The organism is Tissierella pigra (assembly GCF_009695605.1).
Taxonomy (GTDB): Bacteria; Bacillota; Clostridia; order Tissierellales; family Tissierellaceae; genus Tissierella; species Tissierella pigra.
In genome coordinates this window covers 1-26,506 of the sequence record NZ_VUNQ01000053.1, presented here as the reverse complement: position 1 = coordinate 26,506, position 26,506 = coordinate 1, and the positions used below count along the sequence as shown (strand labels likewise).

General features: G+C 33.7%; 28 protein-coding genes and 2 other annotated features. Of the genes, 22 read left to right on the top strand and 6 right to left on the bottom strand.

The annotated features are described in order from the left end of the window. The 6 genes from FYJ83_RS16755 to FYJ83_RS16730 all read left to right on the top strand — a co-directional run. On the top strand, positions 1 to 267 hold a 267-nt coding region (locus tag FYJ83_RS16755), incomplete at its 5' end, for an IS3 family transposase (protein ID WP_154442523.1). Positions 268 to 350: 83 nt separating this feature from the next. Continuing rightward, on the top strand, positions 351 to 1,445 hold the full coding sequence (locus FYJ83_RS16750; protein ID WP_229768630.1) for an IS110 family RNA-guided transposase: 1,095 nt from the start codon (positions 351 to 353) through the stop codon (positions 1,443 to 1,445). A 210-nt stretch (positions 1,446 to 1,655) separates the two neighbouring features. Then, positions 1,656 to 1,893 (top strand) — a binding site (T-box leader). Positions 1,894 to 2,241: 348 nt separating this feature from the next. Next, positions 2,242 to 3,159 carry a cysteine synthase A gene (gene cysK, locus FYJ83_RS16745; protein WP_154442521.1) on the top strand — a complete coding sequence of 306 codons (918 nt, stop codon included), beginning with the start codon at positions 2,242 to 2,244 and terminating at the stop codon, positions 3,157 to 3,159. 4 nt (positions 3,160 to 3,163) lie between these two features. After that, positions 3,164 to 3,712, top strand: coding sequence for a serine O-acetyltransferase EpsC (gene epsC / locus FYJ83_RS16740; protein ID WP_154442519.1), 549 nt, complete (start codon positions 3,164 to 3,166; stop codon positions 3,710 to 3,712). 58 nt (positions 3,713 to 3,770) lie between these two features. Continuing rightward, positions 3,771 to 3,976, top strand: a binding site (T-box leader). A 353-nt stretch (positions 3,977 to 4,329) separates the two neighbouring features. Further along, entirely contained in the window at positions 4,330 to 5,322 is a 993-nt protein-coding gene (trpS, locus tag FYJ83_RS16735; RefSeq protein ID WP_154442517.1) for a tryptophan--tRNA ligase, read from the top strand. A 12-nt stretch (positions 5,323 to 5,334) separates the two neighbouring features. Further along, positions 5,335 to 6,090 (top strand): YwaF family protein, encoded by a 756-nt coding sequence (locus FYJ83_RS16730; protein ID WP_154442515.1) that lies wholly within the window; start codon positions 5,335 to 5,337, stop codon positions 6,088 to 6,090. 24 nt (positions 6,091 to 6,114) lie between these two features. Here the strand turns inward: FYJ83_RS16730 and mnmH are convergent, their stop codons facing one another. Next, entirely contained in the window at positions 6,115 to 7,152 is a 1,038-nt protein-coding gene (gene mnmH / locus FYJ83_RS16725; RefSeq protein WP_154442513.1) for a tRNA 2-selenouridine(34) synthase MnmH, read from the bottom strand. Between the two features lie 345 nt (positions 7,153 to 7,497). On the opposite strand from mnmH, the gene FYJ83_RS16720 reads away from it, so the two are divergent. From FYJ83_RS16720 to FYJ83_RS16700, 5 genes are all read left to right on the top strand, one after another. After that, positions 7,498 to 7,692, top strand: a complete 195-nt coding sequence (locus tag FYJ83_RS16720) for a helix-turn-helix domain-containing protein (RefSeq protein WP_216585466.1) — start codon at positions 7,498 to 7,500, stop codon at positions 7,690 to 7,692. Further along, entirely contained in the window at positions 7,689 to 8,375 is a 687-nt protein-coding gene (locus FYJ83_RS16715) for a response regulator transcription factor (protein ID WP_154442509.1), read from the top strand. The genes FYJ83_RS16720 and FYJ83_RS16715 overlap by 4 nt, the downstream gene beginning before the upstream one ends. Further along, the gene (locus tag FYJ83_RS16710) at positions 8,362 to 9,351 is read left to right on the top strand and encodes a sensor histidine kinase (protein ID WP_154442507.1); all 990 of its coding nucleotides are present in this window, start codon (positions 8,362 to 8,364) and stop codon (positions 9,349 to 9,351) included. The genes FYJ83_RS16715 and FYJ83_RS16710 overlap by 14 nt, the downstream gene beginning before the upstream one ends. Positions 9,352 to 9,433: 82 nt before the next feature. After that, entirely contained in the window at positions 9,434 to 10,117 is a 684-nt protein-coding gene (locus FYJ83_RS16705) for an ABC transporter ATP-binding protein (protein ID WP_154442505.1), read from the top strand. Beyond that, on the top strand, positions 10,114 to 12,657 hold the full coding sequence (locus FYJ83_RS16700; protein ID WP_154442503.1) for an ABC transporter permease: 2,544 nt from the start codon (positions 10,114 to 10,116) through the stop codon (positions 12,655 to 12,657). The genes FYJ83_RS16705 and FYJ83_RS16700 overlap by 4 nt, the downstream gene beginning before the upstream one ends. Before the next feature lie 172 nt (positions 12,658 to 12,829). On the opposite strand, the gene FYJ83_RS16695 is transcribed toward FYJ83_RS16700, so the two are convergent. Further along, positions 12,830 to 13,072, bottom strand: a complete 243-nt coding sequence (locus tag FYJ83_RS16695; protein WP_154442501.1) for a DUF2249 domain-containing protein — start codon at positions 13,070 to 13,072, stop codon at positions 12,830 to 12,832. A gap of 140 nt (positions 13,073 to 13,212) precedes the next feature. Here FYJ83_RS16695 and gloA point away from each other — a divergent pair, with 140 nt between their 5' ends. The 8 genes from gloA to FYJ83_RS16655 all read left to right on the top strand — a co-directional run bounded on the left by gloA (position 13,213) and on the right by FYJ83_RS16655 (position 20,629). Beyond that, positions 13,213 to 13,599, top strand: a complete 387-nt coding sequence (gene gloA, locus FYJ83_RS16690) for a lactoylglutathione lyase (protein WP_154442499.1) — start codon at positions 13,213 to 13,215, stop codon at positions 13,597 to 13,599. 133 nt (positions 13,600 to 13,732) lie between these two features. Next, on the top strand, positions 13,733 to 15,145 hold the full coding sequence (locus FYJ83_RS16685; protein WP_154442497.1) for a glycoside hydrolase family 10 protein: 1,413 nt from the start codon (positions 13,733 to 13,735) through the stop codon (positions 15,143 to 15,145). A 148-nt stretch (positions 15,146 to 15,293) separates the two neighbouring features. Continuing rightward, the gene (locus FYJ83_RS16680; protein WP_154442495.1) at positions 15,294 to 16,187 is read left to right on the top strand and encodes a peptidylprolyl isomerase; all 894 of its coding nucleotides are present in this window, start codon (positions 15,294 to 15,296) and stop codon (positions 16,185 to 16,187) included. A gap of 181 nt (positions 16,188 to 16,368) precedes the next feature. Next, on the top strand, positions 16,369 to 16,869 hold the full coding sequence (locus FYJ83_RS16675) for a sigma-70 family RNA polymerase sigma factor (protein ID WP_154442493.1): 501 nt from the start codon (positions 16,369 to 16,371) through the stop codon (positions 16,867 to 16,869). A 1-nt stretch (position 16,870) separates the two neighbouring features. Then, complete coding sequence (locus FYJ83_RS16670) at positions 16,871 to 17,767, top strand: DUF3298 and DUF4163 domain-containing protein (RefSeq protein ID WP_154442491.1); 897 nt, start codon at positions 16,871 to 16,873, stop codon at positions 17,765 to 17,767. Positions 17,768 to 17,945: 178 nt separating this feature from the next. Next, positions 17,946 to 18,527: an HDIG domain-containing metalloprotein gene (locus FYJ83_RS16665; RefSeq protein WP_154442489.1), complete on the top strand. Its 582-nt coding sequence runs from the start codon at positions 17,946 to 17,948 to the stop codon at positions 18,525 to 18,527. An 83-nt stretch (positions 18,528 to 18,610) separates the two neighbouring features. Continuing rightward, positions 18,611 to 19,114: a gamma carbonic anhydrase family protein gene (locus FYJ83_RS16660; protein WP_154442487.1), complete on the top strand. Its 504-nt coding sequence runs from the start codon at positions 18,611 to 18,613 to the stop codon at positions 19,112 to 19,114. A gap of 210 nt (positions 19,115 to 19,324) precedes the next feature. After that, positions 19,325 to 20,629 carry a Na+/H+ antiporter family protein gene (locus FYJ83_RS16655; RefSeq protein WP_154442485.1) on the top strand — a complete coding sequence of 435 codons (1,305 nt, stop codon included), beginning with the start codon at positions 19,325 to 19,327 and terminating at the stop codon, positions 20,627 to 20,629. Positions 20,630 to 20,869: 240 nt separating this feature from the next. On the opposite strand, the gene panD is transcribed toward FYJ83_RS16655, so the two are convergent. From panD to FYJ83_RS16635, 4 genes are read right to left on the bottom strand one after another with little or no spacing between them, the layout of a single operon-like run. Continuing rightward, positions 20,870 to 21,253 (bottom strand): aspartate 1-decarboxylase, encoded by a 384-nt coding sequence (gene panD, locus FYJ83_RS16650; RefSeq protein ID WP_154442483.1) that lies wholly within the window; start codon positions 21,251 to 21,253, stop codon positions 20,870 to 20,872. 2 nt (positions 21,254 to 21,255) lie between these two features. Continuing rightward, positions 21,256 to 22,098, bottom strand: a complete 843-nt coding sequence (panC, locus tag FYJ83_RS16645; protein WP_154442481.1) for a pantoate--beta-alanine ligase — start codon at positions 22,096 to 22,098, stop codon at positions 21,256 to 21,258. A gap of 10 nt (positions 22,099 to 22,108) precedes the next feature. Then, entirely contained in the window at positions 22,109 to 22,939 is an 831-nt protein-coding gene (gene panB, locus FYJ83_RS16640) for a 3-methyl-2-oxobutanoate hydroxymethyltransferase (protein WP_154442479.1), read from the bottom strand. A gap of 1 nt (position 22,940) precedes the next feature. Further along, positions 22,941 to 23,801, bottom strand: coding sequence for a Rossmann-like and DUF2520 domain-containing protein (locus tag FYJ83_RS16635; protein WP_154442477.1), 861 nt, complete (start codon positions 23,799 to 23,801; stop codon positions 22,941 to 22,943). 296 nt (positions 23,802 to 24,097) lie between these two features. Between FYJ83_RS16635 and FYJ83_RS16630 the strand changes: the two genes are divergently transcribed. From FYJ83_RS16630 to nadC, 3 genes are all read left to right on the top strand, one after another. Further along, on the top strand, positions 24,098 to 24,478 hold the full coding sequence (locus FYJ83_RS16630) for a RidA family protein (protein WP_154442475.1): 381 nt from the start codon (positions 24,098 to 24,100) through the stop codon (positions 24,476 to 24,478). 23 nt (positions 24,479 to 24,501) lie between these two features. Continuing rightward, a complete protein-coding gene (gene nadA, locus FYJ83_RS16625) occupies positions 24,502 to 25,404 on the top strand; it encodes a quinolinate synthase NadA (protein WP_154442473.1) in 903 nt (300 codons plus the stop codon). A gap of 62 nt (positions 25,405 to 25,466) precedes the next feature. After that, positions 25,467 to 26,303 (top strand): carboxylating nicotinate-nucleotide diphosphorylase, encoded by an 837-nt coding sequence (gene nadC / locus FYJ83_RS16620; protein ID WP_154442471.1) that lies wholly within the window; start codon positions 25,467 to 25,469, stop codon positions 26,301 to 26,303. Positions 26,304 to 26,506: the final 203 nt, after the last annotated feature.

The following is a 26,506-nucleotide window of genomic DNA, read 5'->3' as shown; positions in this document are numbered from 1 at the left end:
AAAATAGATAATATCCTAGAAGCCTTTAACATAGAACGTTCTCTAAGTAGGAAGGGGAATCCCTATGACAATGCTGTAAGTGAAGCTACCAATAAAATCCTAAAAGTAGAGTTTATATATCAAAATACATTTGAAAGCTTAGAAGACCTTGAATTACAACTTGCAGAATATATTTACTGGTATAATCATATAAGGATTCATGGATCCTTAGGATACATATCACCAATTGAATATAGAAATAGAGCTAGCTTTGATTTAGCAGCTTAGGCAGTATTTAGAAAGTATATTCTTGTTCGGAATAAATTTGTCTAAAAAAGGGTTGCCTTTCCAAAATCATCTATACAGATTCTTTGCGTATTTCAAATACTAAGGAAGGATTCGATAAACTCTATTCAACAATCATTTCTTGCCTAGATTTAAATGGTCTAGATGATGTAAAAATAGGACTTGAATCAACAGGTCACTATAGCACAAACATTACAAATTATCTGTATTCCAAGGGATTTCAAGTACATATCTTGAATCCCTTATCTACTAATCTTTTTCGTAAGGCCACTACCCTCAGAAAAACTAAAACAGATAAAACTGACGCCAAAGTCATTGCAACGATGCTGTTCTCTGATGAATCAAAATCCTATTCTAATTCATCATATCAAATTCAGGAGTTAAAGTCACTAACAAGACATCGGTATCGTATGGTTGGTTATCGTACTAAACTTAAACTCTCTGTTACACGTTTACTCGATATTATCTTTCCAGAACTTGAAAACTTTGTCTGGTCAGTTCATCAGAGTTCAAGTTATGCCTTATTACTTGAGTTACCAACCCCTAAGGATATTAGTTCTTGTCATCTCACAAAACTTACTAATATCATAAGTAAGGCTTCTAGAGGTAGGTATGACAAGGATAAGGCTATTGCATTAAAAGAACTTGCTTCTAATTCAATTGGCTCTAGTAGTCGTTCTACATCCTTTGAACTGCAGCAAACTATCCGACTCATTCAATCTGTACAAACTGAAATAGATGCCTTGGATAAACAAATTAAAATCGTTGTAGATGAGTTAAATACACCACTTTTGACTGTACCTGGTATTGGTTATACTCTGGCTTCAATAATATTATCAGAAATTGGTGACATTGAGCGATTTTCTACACCTGCTAAACTTCTTGCATTTGCTGGTATGGAACCTTCTACCTATCAATCTGGAAAGTTTACTGCATCAAAGACTCCAATGGTTAAACGCGGCTCAACTTACCTTAGATGGGCAGTTCTACAAGATGTAAGACTTGTATCAATGCGTGATAATACTTTTTCAACATATATGGCTAAAAAACGTTCTGAAGGTAAACATTATTCAGTTGCTCAAAGCCATGTAGGTAAAAAACTATTAAGAGTTATTTTTTATCTACTTAAGAACAAAACAGCATTTGTTTCACAAATGTAATTATACCTAAATATATTTTTTATGAGAGCAACGTTGTTGTTCTATTTGTTATGCACATTTTTATTATTTTATTTTTCAGGTAAATATATCAAATTTATATTGACTTCATATAGTTAGTCTCCTAGATATATTACCTTAAAAAATAATTATAAAAAATTCTTTTCTTTTAAGAACATTTATGTTATACTTGAATACAATATTAAAACATACTAAAATGCTAAGAATTGGTAAAGTAAGTTATATACAGTATCACAGAGAGGACTCTAATGGTGGGAGGAGTCTATATAATATATAATTGAAGTGCACCAATGAGCATAGAGTCGAAGATAGTTAGTAGACTTATACGGATGTTCCCGTTACAGAACTAGAGTATGAAAGTACTTGAATTGAGCTAAAGATTAATTCTTTAAGCAGAGTGGAACCGCGAAACTTACCTTTTGCCTCTGTATATTTATTTATACATGGGTAGAAGGTTTTTTTTATGACCTAACTTAGCGAACGATAGTGAGCTTTAGTAGGTCAAACGTAACGAACGCCAAATTTATGTGAATGACAATGAGCAAATAAATTTGTGCAGTGAGACTACGTGAAATGACCTAACACAACGAACTAAGTTAAGTTGATGTAGGTCAAACGCAATGAGAACCCAATTTATACGAGTGTAACGAGTAAATAAATTGGTGTTTCGAAACTGCGTAGTCACCTTGTCATACATTAAACTTAACCAAAGTCATAGTTTTTGATTAAAGAAACTGGTGACAACAGGATACATTATTAAAATATAGGAGGTAGTAAAATGATAATTAGTAATATTAAAGAATCCATAGGAAATACACCAATAGTTAGACTAAATAGAATTAAAGAAGAAGGAATGGCAGAGATATTTGTAAAAATTGAATCCTTCAATCCTTCAGGAAGTGTAAAAGATAGAGCTTCTCTATATATGATAGAAGCTGCTGAAAGAGAAGGAAAATTGATTAAAGGAGGAACTATTATAGAGCCTACCAGTGGAAATACAGGGGTTGGTCTTGCTATGATAGGGGCAGCAAAGGGATATAATGTAATTTTAGTTATGCCAGATACTATGAGTATAGAAAGAAGAAAGCTAATGGAAGCCTATGGTGCTAAGATTATTTTAACAAAAGGAAAGTATGGTATGAAAGGTTCAGTAGAACTAGCAACTAAATTAGCTGAAGAAAACAATTATTTTATGCCAAATCAGTTTGAAAATAAAAATAATGTAATAGCTCATTATGAGACTACAGGTATAGAAATACTCAAAGAAACCAATGGAGAGATTCATGCTTTTGTTGCAGGAGTAGGAACAGGTGGTACTATATCAGGAGCAGGAAAAAGACTAAAGGAACATAATGAGGGTATATTAATAGTAGCTGTTCAGCCAAGTAAATCTCCAGTTTTAACAGGTGGAAATCCTAGTCCTCATAAGATACAAGGTATAGGTGCAAATTTTGTACCAGGTATATTTGATAATAAAATAGTAGATGAAATACTAAGTATTGATGAAGAAACAGCATATTCTTATGCAAGAAGATTAGCTGTAGAAGAGGGAATTTTATGCGGAATATCAGCAGGTTCAAATGTGGCTGCTGCAGTTATAATGGCCAAAAAGTTAGGTGAAGGTAAAAAGGTCCTAACTATTATTCCTGATTCTGGAGAGAGATATTTATCTACAGATTTGTTTTTAGAGGAGTGATTTTATGTTTAAATGGTTTATAAATGATGCAAAAAATATATTGGAAAAAGATCCTGCGGCTAAAAATCTTTTTACAGCTATGTTTTTCTATCCAAGTCAAAGGGCGATATTTTACCACAGAATTGCACATAGACTATATAAGAAGAAAAAATTCATATGGTCTTGGATAATCTCTCAACGAGCTAGAAGAATAACTGGTATTGAAATTCACCCTGGAGCTACTATCGGTGATAAATTGTTTATAGACCATGGAATGGGTGTAGTAATAGGTGAAACTGCCGAAATTGGAAATAATGTAGTGATGTATCATGGAGTGACATTAGGAGGAATAGGTGGAGAAAAGGGTTCTAAGAGACATCCAACTATAGAAGATGATGTAATTATAGGAGCAGGTGCTAAAATTCTTGGACCAATAACCATTGGAAAAGGAGCTAAAATAGGTGCGAATTCTGTAGTATTGGAGGATGTTCCTCCATATTCTACAGCAGTAGGCTCTCCAGCAAGAATAATAAGAAAAAAGAATAAGAACTATGGCTATATATATGTAGTATAAAAAATATTTAAATTTTAGTTTACAATATAGTATTCTAGAGTATAATATATATAATATAGTAAATACAAAGATCAAGAATAGTAATCATAATAAAGATCTAAAGAGAGCTGGAAAAGGTGGAAACCAGTGATACTATTATGATGAATGGACTTGTGAGTATATATCTGAACATAGTAAGATATAGGATTAATCAACCTTATATGATTAGAGTTGGCTTTTTAGCAACAAGAGTGGTACCGCGGAATTGAACCTTTCGTCTCTTAATAGAGATGGAAGGTTTTTTTATGACCTAACTTAGCGAACGCCAGTGAGCTTTAGTAGGTCAAACGCAATGAGCTCCAAATCTATATGAGCGTAGCGAGTGAATAGATTTGTGATGCGAAACTGCGTAGTCACTTTGTCAAACAACTCAATCTAACGAAGGTGATGAAGGCTATATAGGTCAAACGCACCTACGCTGTCCGTTTTGTCTACAATTCGTTACGCTCATTGGACAAAAAGTCAATGAGCTCCAAATCTACATGAGTAGCGATTAAATGAATTTGAGTTTCGAAACTTCGTAGTCATAGTATCAAACAAACTAACAAATGACAGTAATTATGATAGGAGGGATTTTTATGGAAAGAAAAATTGTATTTAGTGGAGTACAGCCTTCAGGGAAATTAACTATAGGGAACTATTTGGGAGCTATAAAAAACTGGGTAGATTTGCAAAATGAATATAATTGCTATTACTGTATAGTTGATTTACATGCAATAACTATACCTCAAGTGCCAAAGGATCTTAGAAAAAATACATTAGATGTACTGGCATTATATTTGGCGGCAGGAATAGACCCAGAAAAAAGCACTATATTTATTCAATCCCATGTACCAGAACATACAGAACTAACTTGGGTATTAAATAGTATATCTTATATGGGGCAATTAAATAGAATGACTCAGTTCAAAGAAAAGTCTAGAAAGTCTGAAGAGAACTTAAATGCAGCATTATTCACTTATCCAGTACTAATGGCTTCTGATATACTCTTATATGAAGCGGATTTAGTTCCAGTGGGAGAGGATCAAAAGCAACATTTAGAGTTAGCTAGAGATTTAGCCATAAGATTTAATAATAAATATAGCGATACATTTAAAGTTCCAGATCCACAAATAAAGGAGATTGGGGCAAAAATAATGAGTCTTCAAAATCCAGAAGCAAAAATGAGTAAATCAGATACAGATGAAAACGCATATATATTACTTTTAGATGATAAAGACACAATTAGAAGAAAAATAAAAAGAGCAGTTACAGATTCCTTAGGAGTAGTGGCTTATAATGATGAACAAATTGGACTCAAAAATTTATTAGATATATATAGTGTGTTTTCAAAAGAAGAAATACCTAATATAGTAAATAGATATGAAGGAAAGGGATATGGTGAATTTAAAGAAGATTTAGCAGAAGTAGTTGTAGAAAGTCTTTCACCTATTCAAGAAAAATATAATTATTTAATAAACAATAAAGACCATTTAGAGAAGATATATAAAGAAGGGGCAGAAAAAGCATCATATCATGCTATGAAAACCCTTAGAAAGGTCTATAAGAAAGTAGGATTCATTCCCAAATAGGAGGAATAATGTATGAAGTATTTTTTTAGGGGAACTCCAGATGATTTTGTATTTCCAATTTGGAGCTTAACTCATTTTTTAATATTAGCCATTGCATTTGTAGGTGTTGAATTTATAGTATTAAAGAAAGATAGACTTAAATCTACAAATATGGGAAAAATATTTAAAAAATTTATGATTATAATATTGGTTTTACAACAGGTAAGTTTATATTTATGGTATGGATTCTCAGGGTATTTTACTATACAAGAAAGTTTGCCATTCTATAATTGTAGAGTAGCCATTATATTTACAATCTTTGCCTTAGTAACAGATAAAAAGATATTTAAAAACGTAGGATGCTATTGGGGTGTAGCAGGGGCAATATTGGCATTGTTACTACCTACTGACTTAGACCCATTTTCATTTCCCCATTATACTAATATATCATTTTTCATAGGCCATATAGGTTTACTATGGTCCACAATATATATATTAGTAGTTGAAGAGTATAGGATGGATAGAGAGAGTTTAAGGTCAATATTATATTTTACAAACATTTATCATTCATTTATATATATATTCAATATAGTAGCTAAATCAAACTACTGTTATTTAGTTGAAGCACCTATTGCTAAGGCATCCTTTGAAAAATTCATGTCACCAATGGCTTACAGTTTAACTGCATTTTTAGCATTTAATATATTTATTATATTAATCTATGGAGTAGCAAAATATATATATAAAACATTAGATATAGATGAAGATTTAGCAAAATTTGCTTCATAAGAATATAAAAAGCCCTAAGTATAATTACTTAGAGCTTTTTATATTCTCTGACCATTTGATTATTTCCTCAGCTGTTTCTTTAGCATTGTTATTATTAAAGATTTTTTTATAATTCCTATTTTTGTGTTCATACATAGGGTCATAATATTTAATCATAAGTTCCTCAATTACTTCTTTATATCTGTGATTCTTTATTAGTTCTATATATTTATCGATATTATTATCCCCTAAATACTTTCTTAAATTATTTAAAGATACTATAAGTTCATTATCTGTATCATGTACATAGTCCTTTGAAAGGTTATATACTCGATTTTCCATAGTAGCTTGAATTTTTATTCCTATACCATTATTCATAGCTTCATATATATAAACAGGTATCATATCTTTTCCAATTCTTCTGCTTTCACCTTCTACAAATACAAGATTGGTCTTTCTTTTACTTAAAGAATCATATACTAAAGATTCAAACATCTTTTGGCTATTTTGTTTACCAAGGCCTACACTACCAAGGAGAGAGCCTCTGTGATTAGCACATCCTTCTAAATCTAAAACATCCATGCCTTGATTTTCTAATTCCTTTAGTATATCTGTTTTACCTGTTCCAGTATTGCCGTATAGGACGACAAACTGTATATCTTTAACTATATTTGGTAAATGGTCATTTATATATTTTCTATATCCTTTATATCCATTATCAAGTTTAATGGCATTTATTCCAATGGATTTAAATAATGCAACTAGAGAACTACTTCTATATCCACCCCTAGAACAGAAAAATACAAGATTGTTATACTCTCTATCAAGTTTAGATACTTCTTCATAAATACTAGGTAATTTTTCAGACACAACTTTTACACCAATTTTCTTTGCTTTATCAATGCTTTCATTTTTATAAACTGTACCTATTAATTCTCTCTCTTTATTGCTAAAGATAGGTATATTAATAGCCCTTGGTATGGTTGCAGACTCATATTCACTAGGACTTCGCAAGTCTATTATTATATGATTCTCATCTATTCTATTTTTATCTATATCTTCGTAATCAATTACTCTAAACATATAAAATTCCCTTCTATTATTAATATATATAGATATATTATATACTATTAACTTTATCTATAACAACATAAATTATATAAAAGTTTCTGCAATACAAAAAGCAGATGGCTAATGCTCGGTTTAATTAAACGAGCAACTTTATCCGTAGCAGTCACATCGACCTGCTTCATAAACGCTATCCCCATCTGTCCGGCCTTTTCTACAGTAAATTTATGGTAACAGTTCGGCGAGGTTTGCCAAGCTGGAGCGTGAACTACTTTCCACACTCCTGTATTTTTTTGCTTTATACCTCAGCTTGTATATTTCTGTCAAAAGAAATATAATAAAATTATGGAGGTGCTATGCGTGGATTATATAACGACAAAAGAAGTAGCGAAAAATTGGGGAATCACAGACAGAATGGTAGTGTACCATTGCTCTGCTGGACGGATTAAGGGAGCTAAAAAAATGGGAAATACATGGCTTGTTCCGGTTGACGCTGAAAAACCGGCTGACGGACGATACAGGAGCAATAAAGTAAAGGATGGTGAAAATAAATGAAACGGATATTTTTGGTTGAGGATGATGAGGCAATCGCCAGAAACCTTGTGCTTTTGCTCCGCTCGGAGGGATTTACAGTCACTCACGCCCCTACGCGGAGTGAAGCCCTTGCTGCCCTTGCCGGGAACAAATTTGACTTGGCGTTGATTGATATTTCTTTGCCTGACGGAAATGGCTTTACGGTTTACACAGAAATCAAAGAAACAGGGGATGTTCCCGTTATCTTTCTGACGGCTTCTGGTGATGAGGCGAGTGTTGTTACCGGGCTGAACATGGGCGCGGACGACTATATCACCAAGCCTTTTCGTCCGCGTGAATTGATTGCGCGAATTGGAACCGCCCTGCGAAAAAGCGGGCGTTGCGGATCGGATTTTGAAATCCGCGGGCTTCATGTCGATACGGCAAGCGGTGTTGTGAAAAAAAACGGCAGCGAGGTTTTTCTTTCAGCATTAGAATACCGCTTGTTGCTGGTGTTTATTAGCAACCCTAAAAGTATTATCACGAGGGGCAGGCTACTTGACGAATTGTGGGACGCAGCGGGCGAGTTTGTCAATGACAATACATTAACCGTGTACATCAAACGATTGCGGGAGAAGATAGAGAACGACCCATCAAGCCCGCAAATTATTCTGACCGTTCGGGGGATAGGGTATAGATTGGGGGGCGAGTATGCTTCGGAATAGAGAGTTTCGGCAGTTTGTTATTTTATTCTCCTTAATGGCGGCGGTTGCTGTAATTCTGGGATTTGCAATAAATACTGCGGCGGGAATCCTTGCCATTGCTTCTGCCGCTGCCTTTGGCATAGCGTTTTTCGCGTTTACCAAAGCCCGATACAAAAGCATTGCGCAGATTTCAAATCAAATCGATCTTGTGCTCCATAATGCTGACCATCTGTATATTGGTGAATCGGATGAGGGTGAACTTTCCATTCTGCAAAGCGAGATAACAAAAATGACACTGCGTATTCGAGAGCAAAACGACGCACTAAAAAAAGAAAAAGAACATCTTGCCGATTCGCTGGCTGACATAGCCCACCAACTCCGTACCCCTCTCACATCCGTGAACCTCATTCTGTCATTGTTAGCGAATAATCCTGATGAAAACCAGCGGAAAGCATTTGTACGGGAAACAGATGAATTGCTTGTGCGGATGGATTGGTTGCTTACTTCCCTATTGAAATTATCCCGCTTGGACGCGGGCATTGTGGTATTCCAAAGTGAGCAGATAGATGTAAACAACTTGATATGCGCCGCGCTTCGCCCGTTCCTAATCCTGATGGAGCTGCAGGATATTGATTTGCAAATAGACGTGCCGAAAGGGGTAATTATTCAGGGTGATTCAGGTTGGCTTTCGGAAGCAATTCAAAACATCCTCAAAAATTGCATGGAGAGCGCAGGCAAGAACGGGAAGATTGAGATTGTCTGCAGGTCCAACCCACTGTTTACCGAGATTGCCATCCACGACAGCGGCTCGGGCTTTGAAAAAGAAGATTTACCATGCCTGTTTGACAGGTTTTATCGTGGGAAAAACCCAAACGCTACAGGATATGGGATTGGATTGGCTCTCTGCAAGATGATTATAACACGGCAGGGAGGGACGATTACCGCCAAAAATCACCCGCAGGGCGGCGCGATATTTTCCATTCGTTTCCTAAAGTGACGAATCTCTCACCTAAAAGTCACAGAGATGTAAGTTGAAGGGTCTATTATATGGGTAAGACATGAGAAAGGAGACTCACATAATGGAGTTTTTAAAAATTGAAAATTTATGCAAGGTCTACGGCAAGGGCGAAAACCAAGTTACCGCCCTTGACCATGTTTCGGTTGCAATTGAAAAGGGGGAGTTTACGGCAATCATCGGCTCCTCCGGCTCCGGCAAATCCACATTGCTTCACATCATCGGCGGCGTGGACGTGCCCACAAGCGGAAAGGTATATTTGGAGGGACAGGATGTATATGCCCAAAGCAATGAAAAACTCGCTATTTTCCGCAGGAGGCAGGTCGGGCTGATTTATCAGTTTCACAACCTTATTCCCACTCTGAATGTGGTGGAAAACATCACTTTGCCTATACTGATGGACAAGAGGAAGATCAACGAGGAACGGCTGAATGACTTGTTGGATCTGCTGGGGCTAAAAGACCGCAAAACTCATTTACCCAATCAGCTTTCGGGTGGTCAGCAACAGCGGGTTGCCATAGGACGCGCTTTGATGAACGCCCCGGCGGTCATGCTTGCCGACGAACCCACAGGCAGTTTGGATAGCCGAAATGGACATGAAATCATCAAACTGCTGAAAGAAAGCAATAAAAAATATGGGCAGACTTTGCTCCTCGTCACCCATGACGAAAATATCGCCCTGCAAGCAGACCGCATTATCGGCATATCAGACGGCAAAGTAGTGCGAGACGAGAGGGTGAGACCATGAACATTTTCAACAAGGTTACCCTGCAAAGCATGAAAAAAAGCCGTACCCGAACGATTGTCACGATTATCGGAGTTGTTCTGTCCGCCGCCATGATTACGGCAGTCGCTACCTTTGCCGTGTCCCTGCAAAGCTATATGATAAATGGTGCCGCTGCCAAATATGGTGATTGGCATATTGAAATCCCGGAGGCAGATTCCTCCATTGCGCAGAAACAGGCAGAGGACAGCCGAGTGGCAAATGTGGTAGCGCTACAGAACATCGGCTATGCCACACTGGAAGGGGGGCAAAATCCAGACAAGCCATATCTTTTTGTTACCGGATGGAACGAGGAAGCCTTGGATGCTCTGCCCATCAAGCTGCTTTCTGGCAGACTGCCGGAGAACAGCAGCGAAGTCGTGATACCAGCTCATATTGCGGCAAACGGCGGAGTGAAAATTTTGGTGGGTGACACACTCACTCTCTCAGTCGGCAACCGCATGAGTGTCGATCAGAAGCTCAGCCAGCACGATTCTTATTGTGCCGGGGAAGAAACGCTTGTACCTACGACAAAGAAAACATATACGGTTGTCGGCATCTGCCAACGACCGGCAATCGAGGAGTATGCTGCACCCGGATACACTTTAATCACAACAAAGGATACAGCCGCATCGGATAGTCTTACCGTATTTATCACGCTAAAGAACCCATATCAGGTTCATTCTTATGTAGACAGCATATCAGACAATAACAGTTACGTTTTGAACGATGATGTACTGTGCTTTATGGGACTTTCAGGGGAAAAGATACTTACAGTTCTCCTGTACTCCATTGGTGGCATTTTGATTGCCCTGGTTATGCTCGGCTCGGTGTTCCTGATTTATAATTCATTTGACATCTCATTGAATGAACGCACGCACCAGTTTGGAATACTCATGTCGGTAGGTGCCACGGAAAAACAGCTGCGTAATTCTGTGCTGTTTGAGGGACTTTGCATCGGTATAATCGGCATTCCGATCGGCATTTTGGTCGGGATACCAAGCATCAAACTTGTACTTTCCCTTGTGGCAAAGAATTTCGCAAATGTTATGTATGACAATGTATCGTTGACTTTGGTGGTGTCTGTTCCTGCTCTTGTTGCTGCAGCGGTTATCAGTATGATCACCATTCTAATTTCGGCCTATATTCCGGCAAAGAAGGCCGCCAGTACGCCTGTGATGGAGTGTATCCGCCAGACAAACGAGGTCAAGGTGGAAGCCAAAGCGATAAGAACCTCAAAGCTCGCGGAACGCCTTTACTGTTTAGAGGAAACACTTGCGTTAAAAAACTTTAAGAGAAACAGGCGGCGTTACCGCAGCATTATCCTGTCGCTTACGTTAAGCGTCGTGTTGTTTGTGTCGGCAAGCTCTTTCGGAACATATCTAAATAAGATTGCGGAGAATTCATCTGTGGTAGTTGAAGAATATGACATCTGTTTCTATACGCGAGACATGGAGGAAAGTGAACTGTTCCAGCTTTATGATGAGTTGAAAACCGTCGACAGCGTTACCAAAAGCTCTTATCAGGCACTTTCAACCTATTCCTGCGTGCTCAATGTAAGTGATTTATCAAGTCATTTTTTTGACGAGTACGGCGAGCCCATCGGTTATGATGGGGCAAGTGAAACGGTAGAAGTGTTGTTGGATATTCAGTTTGTTGAGGGTAGCGTCTATCAGAATCTGTTGGAAGGTCTTGGTCTGTCCGCAGAGGAATACACTGGACAGGACAAAAAAATGATCATGGCAGGAATTCTGCCCGGGAATTGGTATACGCAGGAACAGCCTATGGAATTTACGCTCCGCTCCAAGACCGGGGATCAGACGAAAACAATCCGTGCAACCTTTGTAAAAGACTACCCGGATCTGCTACCCACGGAGCCGGGTGAGTGGCCCGGATACACGCTTATGGTGATGGCTCCTTACGAGATAAAGCCGCAGTTTGACGCACTTGGTGCGACAGTAAAGCCTACAAAGCTGGGCATGACCTTCAAGTCGGAAAATCCTGGTCAGTCTACAGCTGAGATGCAGACGATGATTGATGGAGCCAGCATTACCGCCGACTATAATCTGTACAATGTCTATGAGATGCTGGAGCAAAACCGCAATATCACATTCATTGTCAATCTGTTCTCGGTTGTTTTTATTACGATGATTTCGCTAATCGCGGTTGCGAACGTCTTCAACACAATTTCCACCAATATCAAGCTGCGCAGACGGGAATTTGCCATGCTCCGTTCTGTGGGGATGTCCGACCGGGATTTCAATAAGATGATGCGCTTTGAATGCACTCTTTATGGAGCGCGGACGATGATTTTGGGGCTGCCCCTTTCAGGAGTCCTTTCCTGTCTGATTTATAAGGGTATGGTCGTCGGCGGGGCGGACAATATTGATTTTGTGTTTCCGTGGGGCAGTATGGCAATCAGCGTGTTTGGTGTGCTCTTTATTGTATTTATTACAATGCTGTATGCCACTAACAAGATAAAAAGAGAAAATATTATTGACGCGCTTCGGGATGATATAATTTGATTCAAAACCGATATTGACTTGATATAAAATTAAAAAAACATCTGTGCTATAAAGCAAATCCTCCAATAAAGATTATTTACAATTCATCGGTAATCGTTTTGCTATATGCTAAACAACTATGATTTTGTAAACATCCTTATTGGAGGATTGCTAAAGTCATCTGCTTTTTGTATTATATATAGTTAAGATATTTTTTAGCTAAAGATACCTTCCATACATCAGGACCTTCTTCTACATAATCCCATTCAAATTTACCATATCTTTTTTCTTCTAGATGGTCGAATACATGAGAAGGATCAGTATCATTCACTAATATCATCTTTTCACCTACAGGAAGTGAATCAAAACTATTTATAACCATATTATTTATATGACTTTGTTCATGACCTCGAGTATCTAATTCCATAATAGACATAAAAGAATCCCTCCTAATGGTTTTAGGTTATTATGCCCAAGAAAGAAAAAATATATTATTATAAAAAGTTACAAAATCCTACTTCAATTGGGTATAATCATAATTGAATGAAGTAATTAATAAAAAAGGAGTGGATTTTAATGAATTATAAGATGTTACATACCTGTATTAGGGTAATGGATTTAGAAAAATCTTTAAAGTTTTATAAAGAAGCTTTAGGACTAGTAGAAACTAGAAGAAGTGATTTTCCAGAAGATGAATTTACATTAGTGTTTTTAGCTGATGAAACAGGTAATTATGAAGTAGAATTAACATATAATTATAATCCAGAGAAACCTTATACAATAGGAGATGGATTTAGCCATATGGCATTTAACGTAGAGGATTTAGAAGGATCTCGTGAAAGACATAAGGAAATGGGTTATGAAGTTACAGAACTAATGGGACTTCCAGGAGAGAAGCCAAGATATTATTTTGTAACAGATCCAGATGGATATGATGTAGAAATCATAAGAGCTAAAAAATAAAGAAATACCCCCTAAATTTTTTAGGGGGTATTTCTTTGGACAAATGTCATAGAATCGTAATTTGTAATCCTTGTCCAGTTATAATATAATCTAATAAAATAACATAATTTTACTAGATTGGAGAGGATTGGAGATGAAAAGAAATATATGTAAGCTTATGGCTATAGGTGCTACTGTTTTAACTATAGGATTAAATACCACAATAGTTGAAGCTAAAACGGCCAGAACAGGTATGCAGTTTCTAACTAAATACAACACTAATGAAATAGTTTTAATAAATAATAAGCCTATAGAAATACCTATATATGCACAAGAAAAGGTAGAAGAATTTAGAGGAGTATGGGTGTCCACTGTATATAATTTAGACTTTTCCAAGAATGGATTAAATAAGGAAGTATATAAAGCTGAATATAGACAGCTTTTAAATAATCTAGAAAACCTAAATATGAATTCAGTTATATTTCAAGTAAGACCTAAATTAGATACATTTTATAAATCTAAAATCAACCCATGGTCAGAGTATCTAACAGGTAAGCAAGGACTAGATCCTGGTTGGGATCCTTTAGAGTGGATGGTAGAAGAAACTCATAAAAGAGGAATAGAGTTTCATGCTTGGTTTAACCCCTATAGAGTAACAACGGGAAGTGAAAAGTTATCAGACTTAGCCTTAAATAACTGGGCAAGACAAAATCCACAATATGTTTACAGCTTTGGTGGTAAGCTACAATTAAATCCAGGAGAACCAGAAGTTATTAAATATATTACCAATAGTGTAATGGAAGTAGTAGAAAACTATGATATAGATGCAGTACATTTTGACGACTATTTCTATCCCTTTAAATCAGGAAATGGGTGGTATTTTAAAGAAGAAGAAACTACATTTAAAAAATATGGTACTGAATTTAAAAATAAAGATGATTGGAGAAGAAATAATGTAGATACATTAATCGAAAACATACATAATTCTATTGAGTCTTATAACGAGAATAATAATAGAAATGTACAGTTTGGAATAAGTCCTTTTGGAATATGGGGGCATAAAGCATTGCATATGGAAGGAAGTTTAACTCCAGTAACTTCTAGGGCATCTTATGATGACCAATTTGCAGATACTAGAAAATGGGTAAAAAATAATTGGATAGACTATATAGCGCCACAAATATATTGGAGCTTTGATGAAAAGGCAGCACCCTATGGAGAATTAGTTAATTGGTGGTCAGATGCTGTAAAAGATACCGATGTTAATTTGTATATAGGACATGCTAACTATAGACAAGCAGATCCAAACAATAAAAATTTAAGTTGGATGAATCCTAAAGAAATTTCAAATCAGCTTAAATTCAATAGTCTATATGAAGAAGTAAAGGGAAGTATATTTTTTAGATACAAATCTTTAATTGAAAATACTAGTAATCCTGTAGTAAATAACCAGTGTATAAATATACTTAAAACCCAACACTTTACTAGTAAAGCCAATTTACCATCTAAAATATCTAAAATTGAAAATAAAGTACCAAATTCTTTATCTTTAAATAAATTAAAGTAAAATTCGTATCCAAGATTAAATTTTATATTTTACCATAATAATCCCATAATTCTATGTTATAATTAATAAAAAGCAATCATTAATATATCAAGAATTGTGGGATATTTAAATTTTTGCTTTTATTAATTAAAAGCGAAAGGGGAAAAATATGAACAAATTAAGAAGTAAAGGCAACAAGTATATAATACTTACAATTATTATGGCATTGGTTTTAGGAGTAACTGGATGTACCAGTGGAGAAAAGGAGATAGTTGCTAAAGTAAATGACCAAACTATAACAAAGGATGACTTATATAATATAATGGTGGAGCAATACGGAACACAAGCAATAGAGTATTTAATAAGTGAAAAGATAATTAAATCAGAGATTGAAAAAGAAAAAATTGAAATCGATGATGCAGAAGTAGAAGCTGAACTTAGTGTAGTAAAAAATTATTATGGAAGTGAAGATGCCTTTAATCAAGCCATAGGAGAATATGGTTTTGATATGGAAGATATTAAAAACGATATAATTATGAATTTACAAATAAAAAAACTTATGGAAGGTAAAGTTACAGTAACAGATGAAGATATAGATAATTACTTTAAAGAGAATAAGGAAACTTTTAACCAAGAAGAACAAGTAAAAGCAAGCCACATATTAGTAGAAACAGAGGAAACTGCTAAGGAAGTTAAAGAAAAGCTTTCCGCTGGTGAAGACTTTGCTAAACTTGCAAAGGAATATTCTACAGATGAGGGAACTAAAGAACAAGGTGGAGATTTAGGATATTTTGGAAAAGGGCAAATGGTAGAAGAATTTGAAAATACAGCATTTGCTTTGAAAATAGGAGAAATAAGCAATCCAGTTAAAAGTAAATTTGGGTATCATATAATAAAACTAGAAGATAAGCAAGAAGCTAAAGCAGCAAACTTAGAAGACAGTAAAGATGAAATAAAAGATATATTATTGGAAGAAAAGTTACCACAAGTATATCAAGAATGGTATGCAGAAAAGTATAAGGAATACAATATAGAAAACTATTTAGTAGAAACAGATAAATAATTAAAAACAAATCAGGTAATATTCATATGTATAGGTAATAGTAAAAAGGTATCATTAATATGATACCTTTTTTAATTGAATAATTCTAAAAAACTTAAATTTATAAAACTTTTTTAAAGCATTATACGTCTATATAGTGTAAGGCTTAAGCTTATGACAAGAGAAAGGAGAATTTCCCGGGATGGATGAAGATAGTATAGATGAACAAATTACAAACTATGTAATTGAAAACAAAGAAAGTCACTATAGATTGGTCTATACCTATGTAAGGAATATTGAGGATGCTTTAGATATTATACAAGAATCTATATATAAGGCTTTTTTATTTAAAGGTTCCTTAAAAAATATTGATTACATAAAGACTTGGTATTATAGAATTCTGGTAAATACTTCACTAGATTTTTTACGTAAAAGAAAGAGATTAGTTGTAGTAGATGATGAGACTTTATCTGGGTTTGATTTAGGTAAAATGGATATGTATGAAGATATTGATTTGAATACTGCAATTAAAGAGTTACCTGAAGATTATCGTATTATTATAATCCTAAGATATTTTGAAGACTTAAAGATAGGAGAAATTGCTGAGATTTTAAATCTAAATTTAAATACAGTAAAAACTCGATTATATAAGGGACTTGAAAAATTACGAATTAAAATAAATGATGAAGACCAGGAGGAGTAGTATGAATAATAAACTTGAAGAATCAAAAAAGGAATATATGAATATATCAATTCCAGATGAACTGGAATTTATAGTCAAAAAGTCAATTAAAGAGGGGAGAAAAAATAGTATGAAAAAAGATAATAAATATAAAATATTAAAAACCACAGCAGCGTCAGTAGCTGCAGCTGCATTATTAATAACAGCAGGAGTCAACACTAGTCCATCTCTTGCAGAGAATCTATCTGAAGTACCAATATTTGGTGGCATAGTCAAAGTATTGACATTTAGAGAGTATAAAATAGATAAAGATAAGTTTGATGCTAATATTAAGGTTCCTAAAATAGAAGGTTTAGAAAATGAAGAATTACAAAATAGAATAAACGAAAAATATATTAAAGAAAATAAAGAGCTATATGAAGCCTTTGTATCAGAAATGGAAAAACTTCAATCAAAAAATAGTGGAAATATAAGTATTAGTACGAACTATGAGGTAAAAACTGATAATGATAATATATTCTCCATAGGACGTTATATTGAAAGTACTTCAGGATCTTCAGACAGAAAAGTTAAGTATGATACCATTGATAAGAAGAATCAAATATTGATTACATTACCAAGTTTATTTAAGAATGAAAGCTATACAGAAGCAATAAGTGAAAATATAAAAGAACAAATGAGAGAACAAATGAAGGAAGACGAAAATAAAGTTTACTGGATTGATGATTTTGCTATGGATAGTGAATCAGAGTTTAAAAATATATCAAAGGAACAAAGTTTCTATATAAACCATGAGGGTAAATTAATAATTTCATTTGATAAATATGAAATTGCCCCTGGATACATGGGAACACAGGAATTTACCATACCAACAGAAGTAATAAAAGATATTTTAGTAAGTAGTGAATATATTAAATAATAAAATAAAATTTTTAATTTAGGAAAAACTAATATGAAAAAGGATTATAAGATTAATGTATAAGCTTATGATTCTTTTTATGTATTAATATTCTGTTAATTCTAGGTATAAGACCTTGACACTCTAAGTCTACTACTTTATTATATATACTAAAGTCAAAAAGAAAGAGGGGAAACATATGGCAAATAAAAAACCAACTAGAAAAGAGGCTTTGGAGTTATTTAAAAAATATAACAAATCAGATAGTCTACTACGCCATGGACTTTCAGTTGAAGCAACAATGAAACATTTTGCAGAGCTTTTTAATGAGGAAGATGTAGAGAAATGGTCAATAATAGGTCTTATTCATGATTTAGATTATGAGATGTATCCTAATGAACATTGTATAAAGGTTCAAGAAATTCTTAGGGAAGAATCATATCCAGAGGATTATATAAGAGCAATTGCTAGTCATGGTTATGAAATATGTGTAGATATAGAACCTGTAGAAAAAATGGAGAAAGTCCTATATGCCATTGATGAATTAACAGGGCTTATAACAGCAGTAGCTCTTCTTCGCCCAAGCAGATCTATCCTTGATTTAGAACCAAAATCAGTGAAGAAAAAGTGGAAAGACAAGGCTTTTGCAGCTGGAGTAGATAGAGCTATTATAGAGAAGGGTATAGAGATGTTAGGAATGGAAAGGGATGAGGTAATTAAAGAAACGATACTTGCCATGAGAAAAGTGGCTGATAAAATAGATTTACAGGGAAATCTATAAAATTTAAGAATGAAAAATTACTGGGTTTTTATGATATAATTAGGGTAGTAAATATTAAATGACAATATATAAGGAGAGATATTATGATAAAAAATTTAAAAGATAAAAACCCTAAAATCCATGAAGAAGCATTTATTGCTGAAACTGCCGATGTTTTAGGAGAGGTAACTATAGGTAAAGGTACTAGTATATGGTATGGAGCAGTAGTTCGAGGAGATATGAATACGATTGAAATTGGAAACTATAGCAATGTTCAAGATAACTCTAGTTTACATGTAGATACTAATGAACCTTTGAAAATCGGAGACTATACTACCATAGGACACAACGCAGTTGTTCATGGATGTACTGTAGGTAATAACTGTTTAATAGGAATGGGTGCTATAATTCTTAATAGTGCTGTTGTAGGAGATAACTGTATTATAGGGGCAGGAGCCTTGGTTACAGAAGGAGCAGTTATACCACCTAACTCTTTAGTATTAGGTTCTCCTGGAAAAGTAAGAAGAGAATTGACAGAAGATGACCTGAAGTCCATAAAAGACAATGCCATAAGATACGAAAAATTATGGAGAGAACAACATATATAAATTAAGTCTATTAAATTTAGAATGGCAATTAATATTTATTATAAAAATATATTAGAAGGTAGAACTATTTTTTCTAATATATTTTCTGGAACTAATCAGTCAATATAGCACAACTTCCTTAGGTGATTAAAGTTCTATGGTTTATTTAGAGTGAATAATATATGTTAAAACACAGTTTTAATATGTATATTAGTATCAAGGAGGGATGTTATGTTAACTAATCCAGTATTATTATCAGTATTAGTCATGGCTGTATTATGTTTATTAAGAGTAAATGTATTAATCGCACTTATTTTATCGGCATTGTTAGGTGGTGTATTATCTGGTATGTCAGTAGGTGATTCCATTGCTATTTTAATTAATGGAATGGGTGGAAGTGCAGAAACTGCACTATCATATATACTGCTTGGTGCTTTAGCAGTAGCAATTGGTAAGACAGGAGTTGCAGACATATTAGCTAGGAAAATAGGAAGGGTAATAGATGGTAGAAGAAGGCTATTTGTATTATTAATAGCTGGCGTGGCTTGTTTTTCCCAAAACTTAATTCCAGTCCACATAGCTTTTATTCCAATACTAATACCTCCATTAATACCTGTTATGAACAAATATAAAATTGATAGAAGAGGAGTAGCGTCAGCACTAACATTTGGACTTAAGGCTCCTTATATAATATTACCAGTAGGATTCGGACTCCTTTTTCACAACATAATAAGAGATGCTTTAATAGATAATGGAGTCTTTGTAGAAACAAATATGATTTGGAAGTCAATGTTGCTTCCAGGTATAGGAATGATAGTAGGATTATTTATAGCTGTGTTAATAAGTTATAAAAAACCAAGGGAGTATAAAGAGCTTGAATTACAAGAATCTGATACTAAAGATATAGAAGAACTAGGAGTAACAAGAGAACACTGGGCTGCATTAGTAGGAGCTGTAGCAGCATTTGTAATTCAAATTATAACAAAATCCCTTCCGCTGGGTGCCATAGTAGGATTAGCATTGATGATGATGCTAGGTGGATTTAAATGGAAAGAGCTTGATGAGATGATAAATGGTGGTATTGGATTAATGGGATTTATTGCTTTTGTAATGTTAGTTGCTTCAGGTTATGGTGCAGTTATTAGGGAAACAGGTGGGGTTGAATCTTTAGTAAAGGCGGCGGCAGGTATGATGGGAGGAAGTAAAGCAATAGCAGCATTTACAATGCTATTAATAGGGTTAATTATTACTTTAGGAATTGGTACATCTTTTGGAACAGTCCCAATAATTGCAACAATATTTGTTCCTCTGTGCATAGCATTAGGATTTAGTCCTGCTGCAACAATTTGTTTAGTAGGTACAGCAGGAGCATTGGGAGACGCCGGATCGCCTGCATCAGACAGTACATTGGGACCTACTGCTGGTCTTAATGTAGATGGTCAGCATGATCATATTTGGGATACTTGTGTACCTACATTTCTCCATTATAATATTCCATTATTAATATTTGGAACAATAGCAGCAGTATTACTTTAATTAGAATAATAAGTTAAGATAAATAGATAAAGGGATTAATCCCTTTATCTATTTCATAGTTTTTTCAACAAATGCAGGTTACTATTTGGTTATAATCTACTCTGTGATTCAGTTCTCCTGCCAGTTCTATAATATTTAACATATGTTCCAATTTTTCCTTTGTAATAATCAAATCTGGCTTCCAAGAGTTTTAAACCCCATATCTTTTTACTTAAGCAAGAATTTTAATATAAAAATATACTATTTAATATCACCATGAACTTCTTCTGAAAGAATTTCTTTTATTTTGTTTTTTTCATCCAATATCAAGATTGTAGGAATTGAATTTAATGCTTCATTTTTATCCATAAGGGCATAAGCCATAATTATAACAATATCACCAGGTTGTACCAAACGTGCAGCAGCACCATTTAAGCATATGACACCGCTTTCCTTTTCACCTTCTATTACATAAGTTTCAAGTCTTGCTCCGTTATTGTTATTTACTATATATACCTTCTCACCAGGCAATATACCAGATTTCTCTAAAAGCTCTCCATCTATGGTTATACTTCCTACATAATTTAAATTAGCTTCTGTTACAGTTGCTCTATGAATTTTTGATTTAAGCATTGTTAAATACATAATTATTCCCCCAAGATTATATTATCAATTAGTCTCGTGTTTCCAAACTTAACTGCCAATGCTACCAGAGTTTGTTTATTTATTATATCAACATCCTCAAATGTTTCAAAATCTACAATTTCTACATAGTCTATATTTGCTAGATTCATAGTACTAATCTTATCAACTATATATTTCTTTAACTCCAAGGCATTGTTATTACCACTTAGATACATGGATTTTATATCATTTAAGGATTGAGATAATACTAAAGCCTGTTTTCTTTCAAGCTCACTTAAATATACATTCCTTGAACTTAAAGCAAGACCATACTTATCCCTTACTATGGGACAAGAAACTATATTTATATCAAAATTCAATTCCTTAACTAGTTTTTTAATTATACTTAGCTGTTGTGCATCTTTTTGTCCAAAATAAGCATTATTAGGAGTAGTAATATTAAAAAGCTTAGTTACAACAGTAGTCACTCCCTTAAAATGAGTGGGACGAGAACTTCCACAAAGTTTTTTGGTTATATCTCCTTCAATATTTACATAGGTAGAATAATTATTTCCATACATTTCTTCTACAGTTGGTGCAAATATATAATCAACTCCATTATCATAGGCAAGTTTCATATCCTTATCTAAATCACGAGGATATTTATCCAAATCTTCATTGGGAGCAAATTGGGTTGGATTTACAAAAATACTTAATATAACAATATCATTTTCTTTCCTTGCTCTATTTATTAAAGAAATATGTCCTTCATGAAGGTAACCCATGGTGGGAACTAAGCCAATTGTGGAATTGTCTACTTTAGGTTTTATTTGTTTTCTTAAATCTTCAATAGTATTTAATAACATTTTTTCACCCCTAATATAATTTTTCAAGGATTTCGTCTGCTATGGAAAACGAATGTTCTGGTCTTGGAAAAGAGCCATTTTTCACTTCTTCAATATAATTACTTAATCCTTTATTTATTTCATCTTTTATATTTGCATATTTTTTTACAAATTTAGGAGTAAAATCAGAATAGATACCTAACATATCATTTATAACTAAAACCTGACCATCACATTTATTCCCTGCTCCTATGCCTATGGTAGGAATAGTAAGTTTGTTTGTGATTATCTCTGCCAGTTTTGCAGGTATACCCTCAAGGACTATTGAAAATACTCCAACCTTTTCCAATAATAAAGCATCATCTATTATTTTTTGCGCATCTTCTTCATTTTTACCTTGAACAGTAAAGCCTCCAAACATGTTTACAGACTGGGGAGTAAGTCCAATATGGCCCATTACTGGAATTTGCGCTTTTATAAGAGCTTCTACCTTATCAATTACATCTTTTCCGCCTTCAAGCTTTACACAATGGGCATTTCCTTCCTGAATTATTCTGCCAGCATTTCTTATGGTATCCTCTATACTAATGTGATAGGATAGAAATGGCATATCTCCAACTATTAGAGAATTTTGCGATCCTCTTGAAACAGCTTTACAATGATGAATAATATCATCGACAGTAACCTGAAGAGTGTTTTCATAGCCCAATACTACCATACCTAAGGAGTCACCAACAAGTAAAGAATTTATACCTGCTTCATCTAACAATTTAGCTGTAGAATAATCATAAGCAGTTAGCATTGTAATCTTTTCATTATTTTTTTTCATTTCCCAAAATGATCTTACTGTATTTTTACCCATTTTAATTCTCCTCCAATAGTTTTAATATTTGTAAAGCAACCTTCTCATCTAGATTTTTTCCTTCTGCTAATTTAACAGTAGAAATCCCTAGTTCCTTATAAAGTAAAGTGTTTTTAAAGTCATTTACCTCAAAGGAATCTAAATGCTTTCTTATAGTATTTATATCACCACGAGAGATAGGACCTGTAAGGGAATTTTTCGTTCCTAAATTTTTAATATTGTTTATACTGGAATCTATAAGGGGAGAAAAGCTATTGATTGCTAATTCCTCCGAAAGCCCTATATGTTTTAAGATGGAAAATCCATAGTCAAGAAGAGTAACTAAATAATTTGATACCACACATGCACCAGCATGATAAAGAGGTTTTTGCTCCTTATCTAGTATAAAATACTTATTTCTGCATTTATCTAGAACTTTTTTTATAACTGTTATGCCTTTATTATCCCCTTCTATAGAAAATACAGTATCTTTAAGCTTTTCCACCGTAGTATGTACATCTGTAAAAGTTTGTATAGGATGTAAGGAGATTATACTGGATGATTCATTTTTTAAAATCTCCAGTTCAGAGGAGGACAAAGCTCCACTCATATGTACAAATATCTTATCTTTATAATCAATATTGAGTTTAGAAATATTATTTGCTACTTCTTTAATAGAATCATCATTTACAGTGATGAATATAATATCAGCCTCTATGGTGTCCCCAAGGTTTTTAAATGCAGTTGAATCTGTAATATTTGCAGCATTTACTATCGATGAAAAAGAACGACTATAATATCCTAGTAAATTATAACTATATTTTTTGAGATACAGGCCAAATGAAATGCCTACCTTTCCAGCACCTATAAAAGAAATTTTCAATATATTCACCCCTTAGAAAAAATAAAAGTCTTTTTGGACATAACAAAAAGACTTGATGAATTTAAACTTATTAGCCCTGTCTTAGTCCAATGGATCAAAGCAGATATTATATTTAATTTTTGGCAGTAAGTGTATTATTTGTACAGCTCAAATAGATGCTGTCACAAACAGTTTAACATAGAAGGAGAATAATAATCAAGAGAAAAATATATTAAGAAATATAAAAGTAAATACATCTGTATTGACAGTTGTATTTACTTTTGTTATGATAATAAAAAATAATAGGAGGTTTTATGATGACAACTAATTTTACACAAATAATTACTCAAAATGCACCTACACCTGCAGGACCATATTCTCAAGGTATTATAACGGATAATTTTGTTTTTACTGCAGGGCAACGTCCGCAGGATCCAGTTACTGGTGAAATAAAGAAGGATATTAAAGAACAAACAAGACAGGTTATTGAAAATATTCAAGCTATTTTAAAAGAATCTGGATGTACATTAAAAGATGTAGTGAGGACAACTGTATATTTATCAGATATTAAATATTTTGATGAAATGAACTCTGTTTATAGAGAAATGTTTAGTGAGCCATTTCCAGTTAGAACAACTATGGGTGTTCAATTGAGAGGAATTGATGTTGAAATAGATGCAATTGCATTGAAAAAGTAAATTTTAGAGAGAAGGAACACAGTATGATAAACTATAAAGAAGAAATATTACGGTTGAAAGAGGAGAAGAATGCTGTAATACTTGCACATTATTATGTAAGGGATGAAATACAAGAAATAGCTGATTATGTGGGAGATTCTTATAATCTAAGTAAAATTGGATTAGAAGTAGATAATGAAGTGATTGTATTTTGTGGTGTCAGCTTTATGGCTGAAAGTGCAAAAATATTGTCTCCTCATAAAAAAGTCTTATTACCTAATACAGATGCAAAATGTTCTATGGTAGATTTAGCAACAAAAGAAGATGTGCTGAAGCTAAAGGAAATACATAAAGATGCTAAGATAGTTAGCTATGTAAATTCATCCACAGAGGTAAAAGCTATTTCAGATGTATGTTGTACATCTGCCAATGCCTATAATGTAGTAAATAATATAGATGCTGAAGAAATAATATTTATACCTGATAAACATTTAGGCAGTTGTATACAGGAAAAAGTGAAAGATAAGAAAATGATTTTATATGATGGATTTTGTTGTGTTCATAATAATATAAGAGCTAAAGATATTTTAGATTACAGGGAAAAAACAAATATGGATTTACATATATTGGTACATCCAGAGTGTAGAAAGGAAGTACGTGATTTAGCTGATTATATTGGAAGCACAGGTCAAATTATTGACTATGTAGGCACAACAAATCATAAGGATTTTTTAATTTTAACAGAAGATGGTATTCTTTATGAACTTAGAAATAGGTATAAGGATAGAAGATTTCATAACCTTGATATCATATGTAATCCAATGAAATGTATAACTATTGAAGATGTATATGAGAGTTTATTACATGATAAAAATCAAATTATTATTGATGAAGATATAAGGATTAGTGCGAGTAGGGCATTATTTAAGATGCTTGAGTTAGCTTAAAGTAATAAAGATTAATCAGAAGTATTGAAAAGTACTACTTGATAAAAAGAGGAGAGTATAGAATGAATTGGTTAATTGTAGATCAGATTATAAAAGATGCACTGATAGAAGATGCTATTTATAGTGATATTACTACATCTGCTATAGTTTCATATGATAGTAAATGTAATGTGGATTTAATATCTAAAGAAGATGGAATAATAGCAGGATTACCGGTTTTAAGAAGAGTATTTAATATTTTAGGAGATGTAGAGGTTGATTTCTTTGTAGCAGATGGAGATTCAATTAAAACTGGACAGGCTATTGGAATTTTAAAGGGAAGTACTTATAATATTTTAATAGGAGAAAGAATAGCATTAAACCTTCTGCAGAGAATGAGCGGAATTGCGACAATTACCAATAGAGCAGTGGAATTAGTTAAACATACTAATGCAAAAATATTAGATACTAGAAAAACCACTCCTAACTTGAGGATTCTTGAAAAATATGCTGTTGCGGTAGGTGGTGGTCATAATCATAGATTTAGTTTATCAGATGGAGTACTTATAAAGGATAATCATATAGAAGCAGCTGGGGGGATAAAGAAAGCGGTAAATAAAGTAAGAGAGAAGGTTTCCTTTGTAAGAAAAATAGAAGTAGAAGTAGAAAGTCTAGAGCAAATAGAGGAAGCCTTAAATGTGGGAGTAGATATTATAATGCTTGATAATATGGACACGGATACTATGAAGAAGGCTATAGAATTGATTAACCATAGAAGCATAACTGAGGCATCAGGCAATATAAGTTTAGATAATATAAGACAAATAGCAGAAACAGGCGTGGACTATATTTCATTAGGTATGCTTACCCATTCAGTTAAAGCTTTGGACATAAGCATGAAAAACTTAGTGTTAAAATAAGAGGATACTAACTTAACAAATGCTCTTTTCTTGACTTTTAATGGTAATGTAAAATAATCTGTGCTTTTACGAAATAAAATTCTCTTTTCTGGCAAGAATCAAAATATGATTTGAACCAGAAAGGAGAATTTTTTATGTCAACATTACCAAAAGAAGTTTTAAGAAATATGATTAGTGATGGAAATTTAACAACACCAGGAGAT

What these genes read in the sequence shown, in the direction of transcription:
- FYJ83_RS16655 (WP_154442485.1), top strand. Translation starts at nt 19,325, where the DNA reads ATGTTAACTAATCCAGTATTATTATCAGTATTAGTCATGGCTGTATTA.
- FYJ83_RS16685 (WP_154442497.1), top strand. Translation starts at nt 13,733, where the DNA reads ATGAAAAGAAATATATGTAAGCTTATGGCTATAGGTGCTACTGTTTTA.
- nadC (WP_154442471.1), top strand. Translation starts at nt 25,467, where the DNA reads ATGAATTGGTTAATTGTAGATCAGATTATAAAAGATGCACTGATAGAA.
- nadA (WP_154442473.1), top strand. Translation starts at nt 24,502, where the DNA reads ATGATAAACTATAAAGAAGAAATATTACGGTTGAAAGAGGAGAAGAAT.
- FYJ83_RS16680 (WP_154442495.1), top strand. Translation starts at nt 15,294, where the DNA reads ATGAACAAATTAAGAAGTAAAGGCAACAAGTATATAATACTTACAATT.
- FYJ83_RS16660 (WP_154442487.1), top strand. Translation starts at nt 18,611, where the DNA reads ATGATAAAAAATTTAAAAGATAAAAACCCTAAAATCCATGAAGAAGCA.
- mnmH (WP_154442513.1), bottom strand. Translation starts at nt 7,152, where the DNA reads ATGTTTAGAGTAATTGATTACGAAGATATAGATAAAAATAGAATAGAT.
- FYJ83_RS16715 (WP_154442509.1), top strand. Translation starts at nt 7,689, where the DNA reads ATGAAACGGATATTTTTGGTTGAGGATGATGAGGCAATCGCCAGAAAC.
- FYJ83_RS16630 (WP_154442475.1), top strand. Translation starts at nt 24,098, where the DNA reads ATGACAACTAATTTTACACAAATAATTACTCAAAATGCACCTACACCT.
- cysK (WP_154442521.1), top strand. Translation starts at nt 2,242, where the DNA reads ATGATAATTAGTAATATTAAAGAATCCATAGGAAATACACCAATAGTT.
- FYJ83_RS16670 (WP_154442491.1), top strand. Translation starts at nt 16,871, where the DNA reads ATGAATAATAAACTTGAAGAATCAAAAAAGGAATATATGAATATATCA.
- epsC (WP_154442519.1), top strand. Translation starts at nt 3,164, where the DNA reads ATGTTTAAATGGTTTATAAATGATGCAAAAAATATATTGGAAAAAGAT.
- FYJ83_RS16695 (WP_154442501.1), bottom strand. Translation starts at nt 13,072, where the DNA reads ATGTCTATTATGGAATTAGATACTCGAGGTCATGAACAAAGTCATATA.
- FYJ83_RS16675 (WP_154442493.1), top strand. Translation starts at nt 16,369, where the DNA reads ATGGATGAAGATAGTATAGATGAACAAATTACAAACTATGTAATTGAA.
- FYJ83_RS16665 (WP_154442489.1), top strand. Translation starts at nt 17,946, where the DNA reads ATGGCAAATAAAAAACCAACTAGAAAAGAGGCTTTGGAGTTATTTAAA.
- FYJ83_RS16730 (WP_154442515.1), top strand. Translation starts at nt 5,335, where the DNA reads ATGAAGTATTTTTTTAGGGGAACTCCAGATGATTTTGTATTTCCAATT.
- trpS (WP_154442517.1), top strand. Translation starts at nt 4,330, where the DNA reads ATGGAAAGAAAAATTGTATTTAGTGGAGTACAGCCTTCAGGGAAATTA.
- panD (WP_154442483.1), bottom strand. Translation starts at nt 21,253, where the DNA reads ATGTATTTAACAATGCTTAAATCAAAAATTCATAGAGCAACTGTAACA.
- FYJ83_RS16705 (WP_154442505.1), top strand. Translation starts at nt 9,434, where the DNA reads ATGGAGTTTTTAAAAATTGAAAATTTATGCAAGGTCTACGGCAAGGGC.
- panB (WP_154442479.1), bottom strand. Translation starts at nt 22,939, where the DNA reads ATGGGTAAAAATACAGTAAGATCATTTTGGGAAATGAAAAAAAATAAT.
- FYJ83_RS16710 (WP_154442507.1), top strand. Translation starts at nt 8,362, where the DNA reads ATGCTTCGGAATAGAGAGTTTCGGCAGTTTGTTATTTTATTCTCCTTA.
- panC (WP_154442481.1), bottom strand. Translation starts at nt 22,098, where the DNA reads ATGTTATTAAATACTATTGAAGATTTAAGAAAACAAATAAAACCTAAA.
- gloA (WP_154442499.1), top strand. Translation starts at nt 13,213, where the DNA reads ATGAATTATAAGATGTTACATACCTGTATTAGGGTAATGGATTTAGAA.
- FYJ83_RS16700 (WP_154442503.1), top strand. Translation starts at nt 10,114, where the DNA reads ATGAACATTTTCAACAAGGTTACCCTGCAAAGCATGAAAAAAAGCCGT.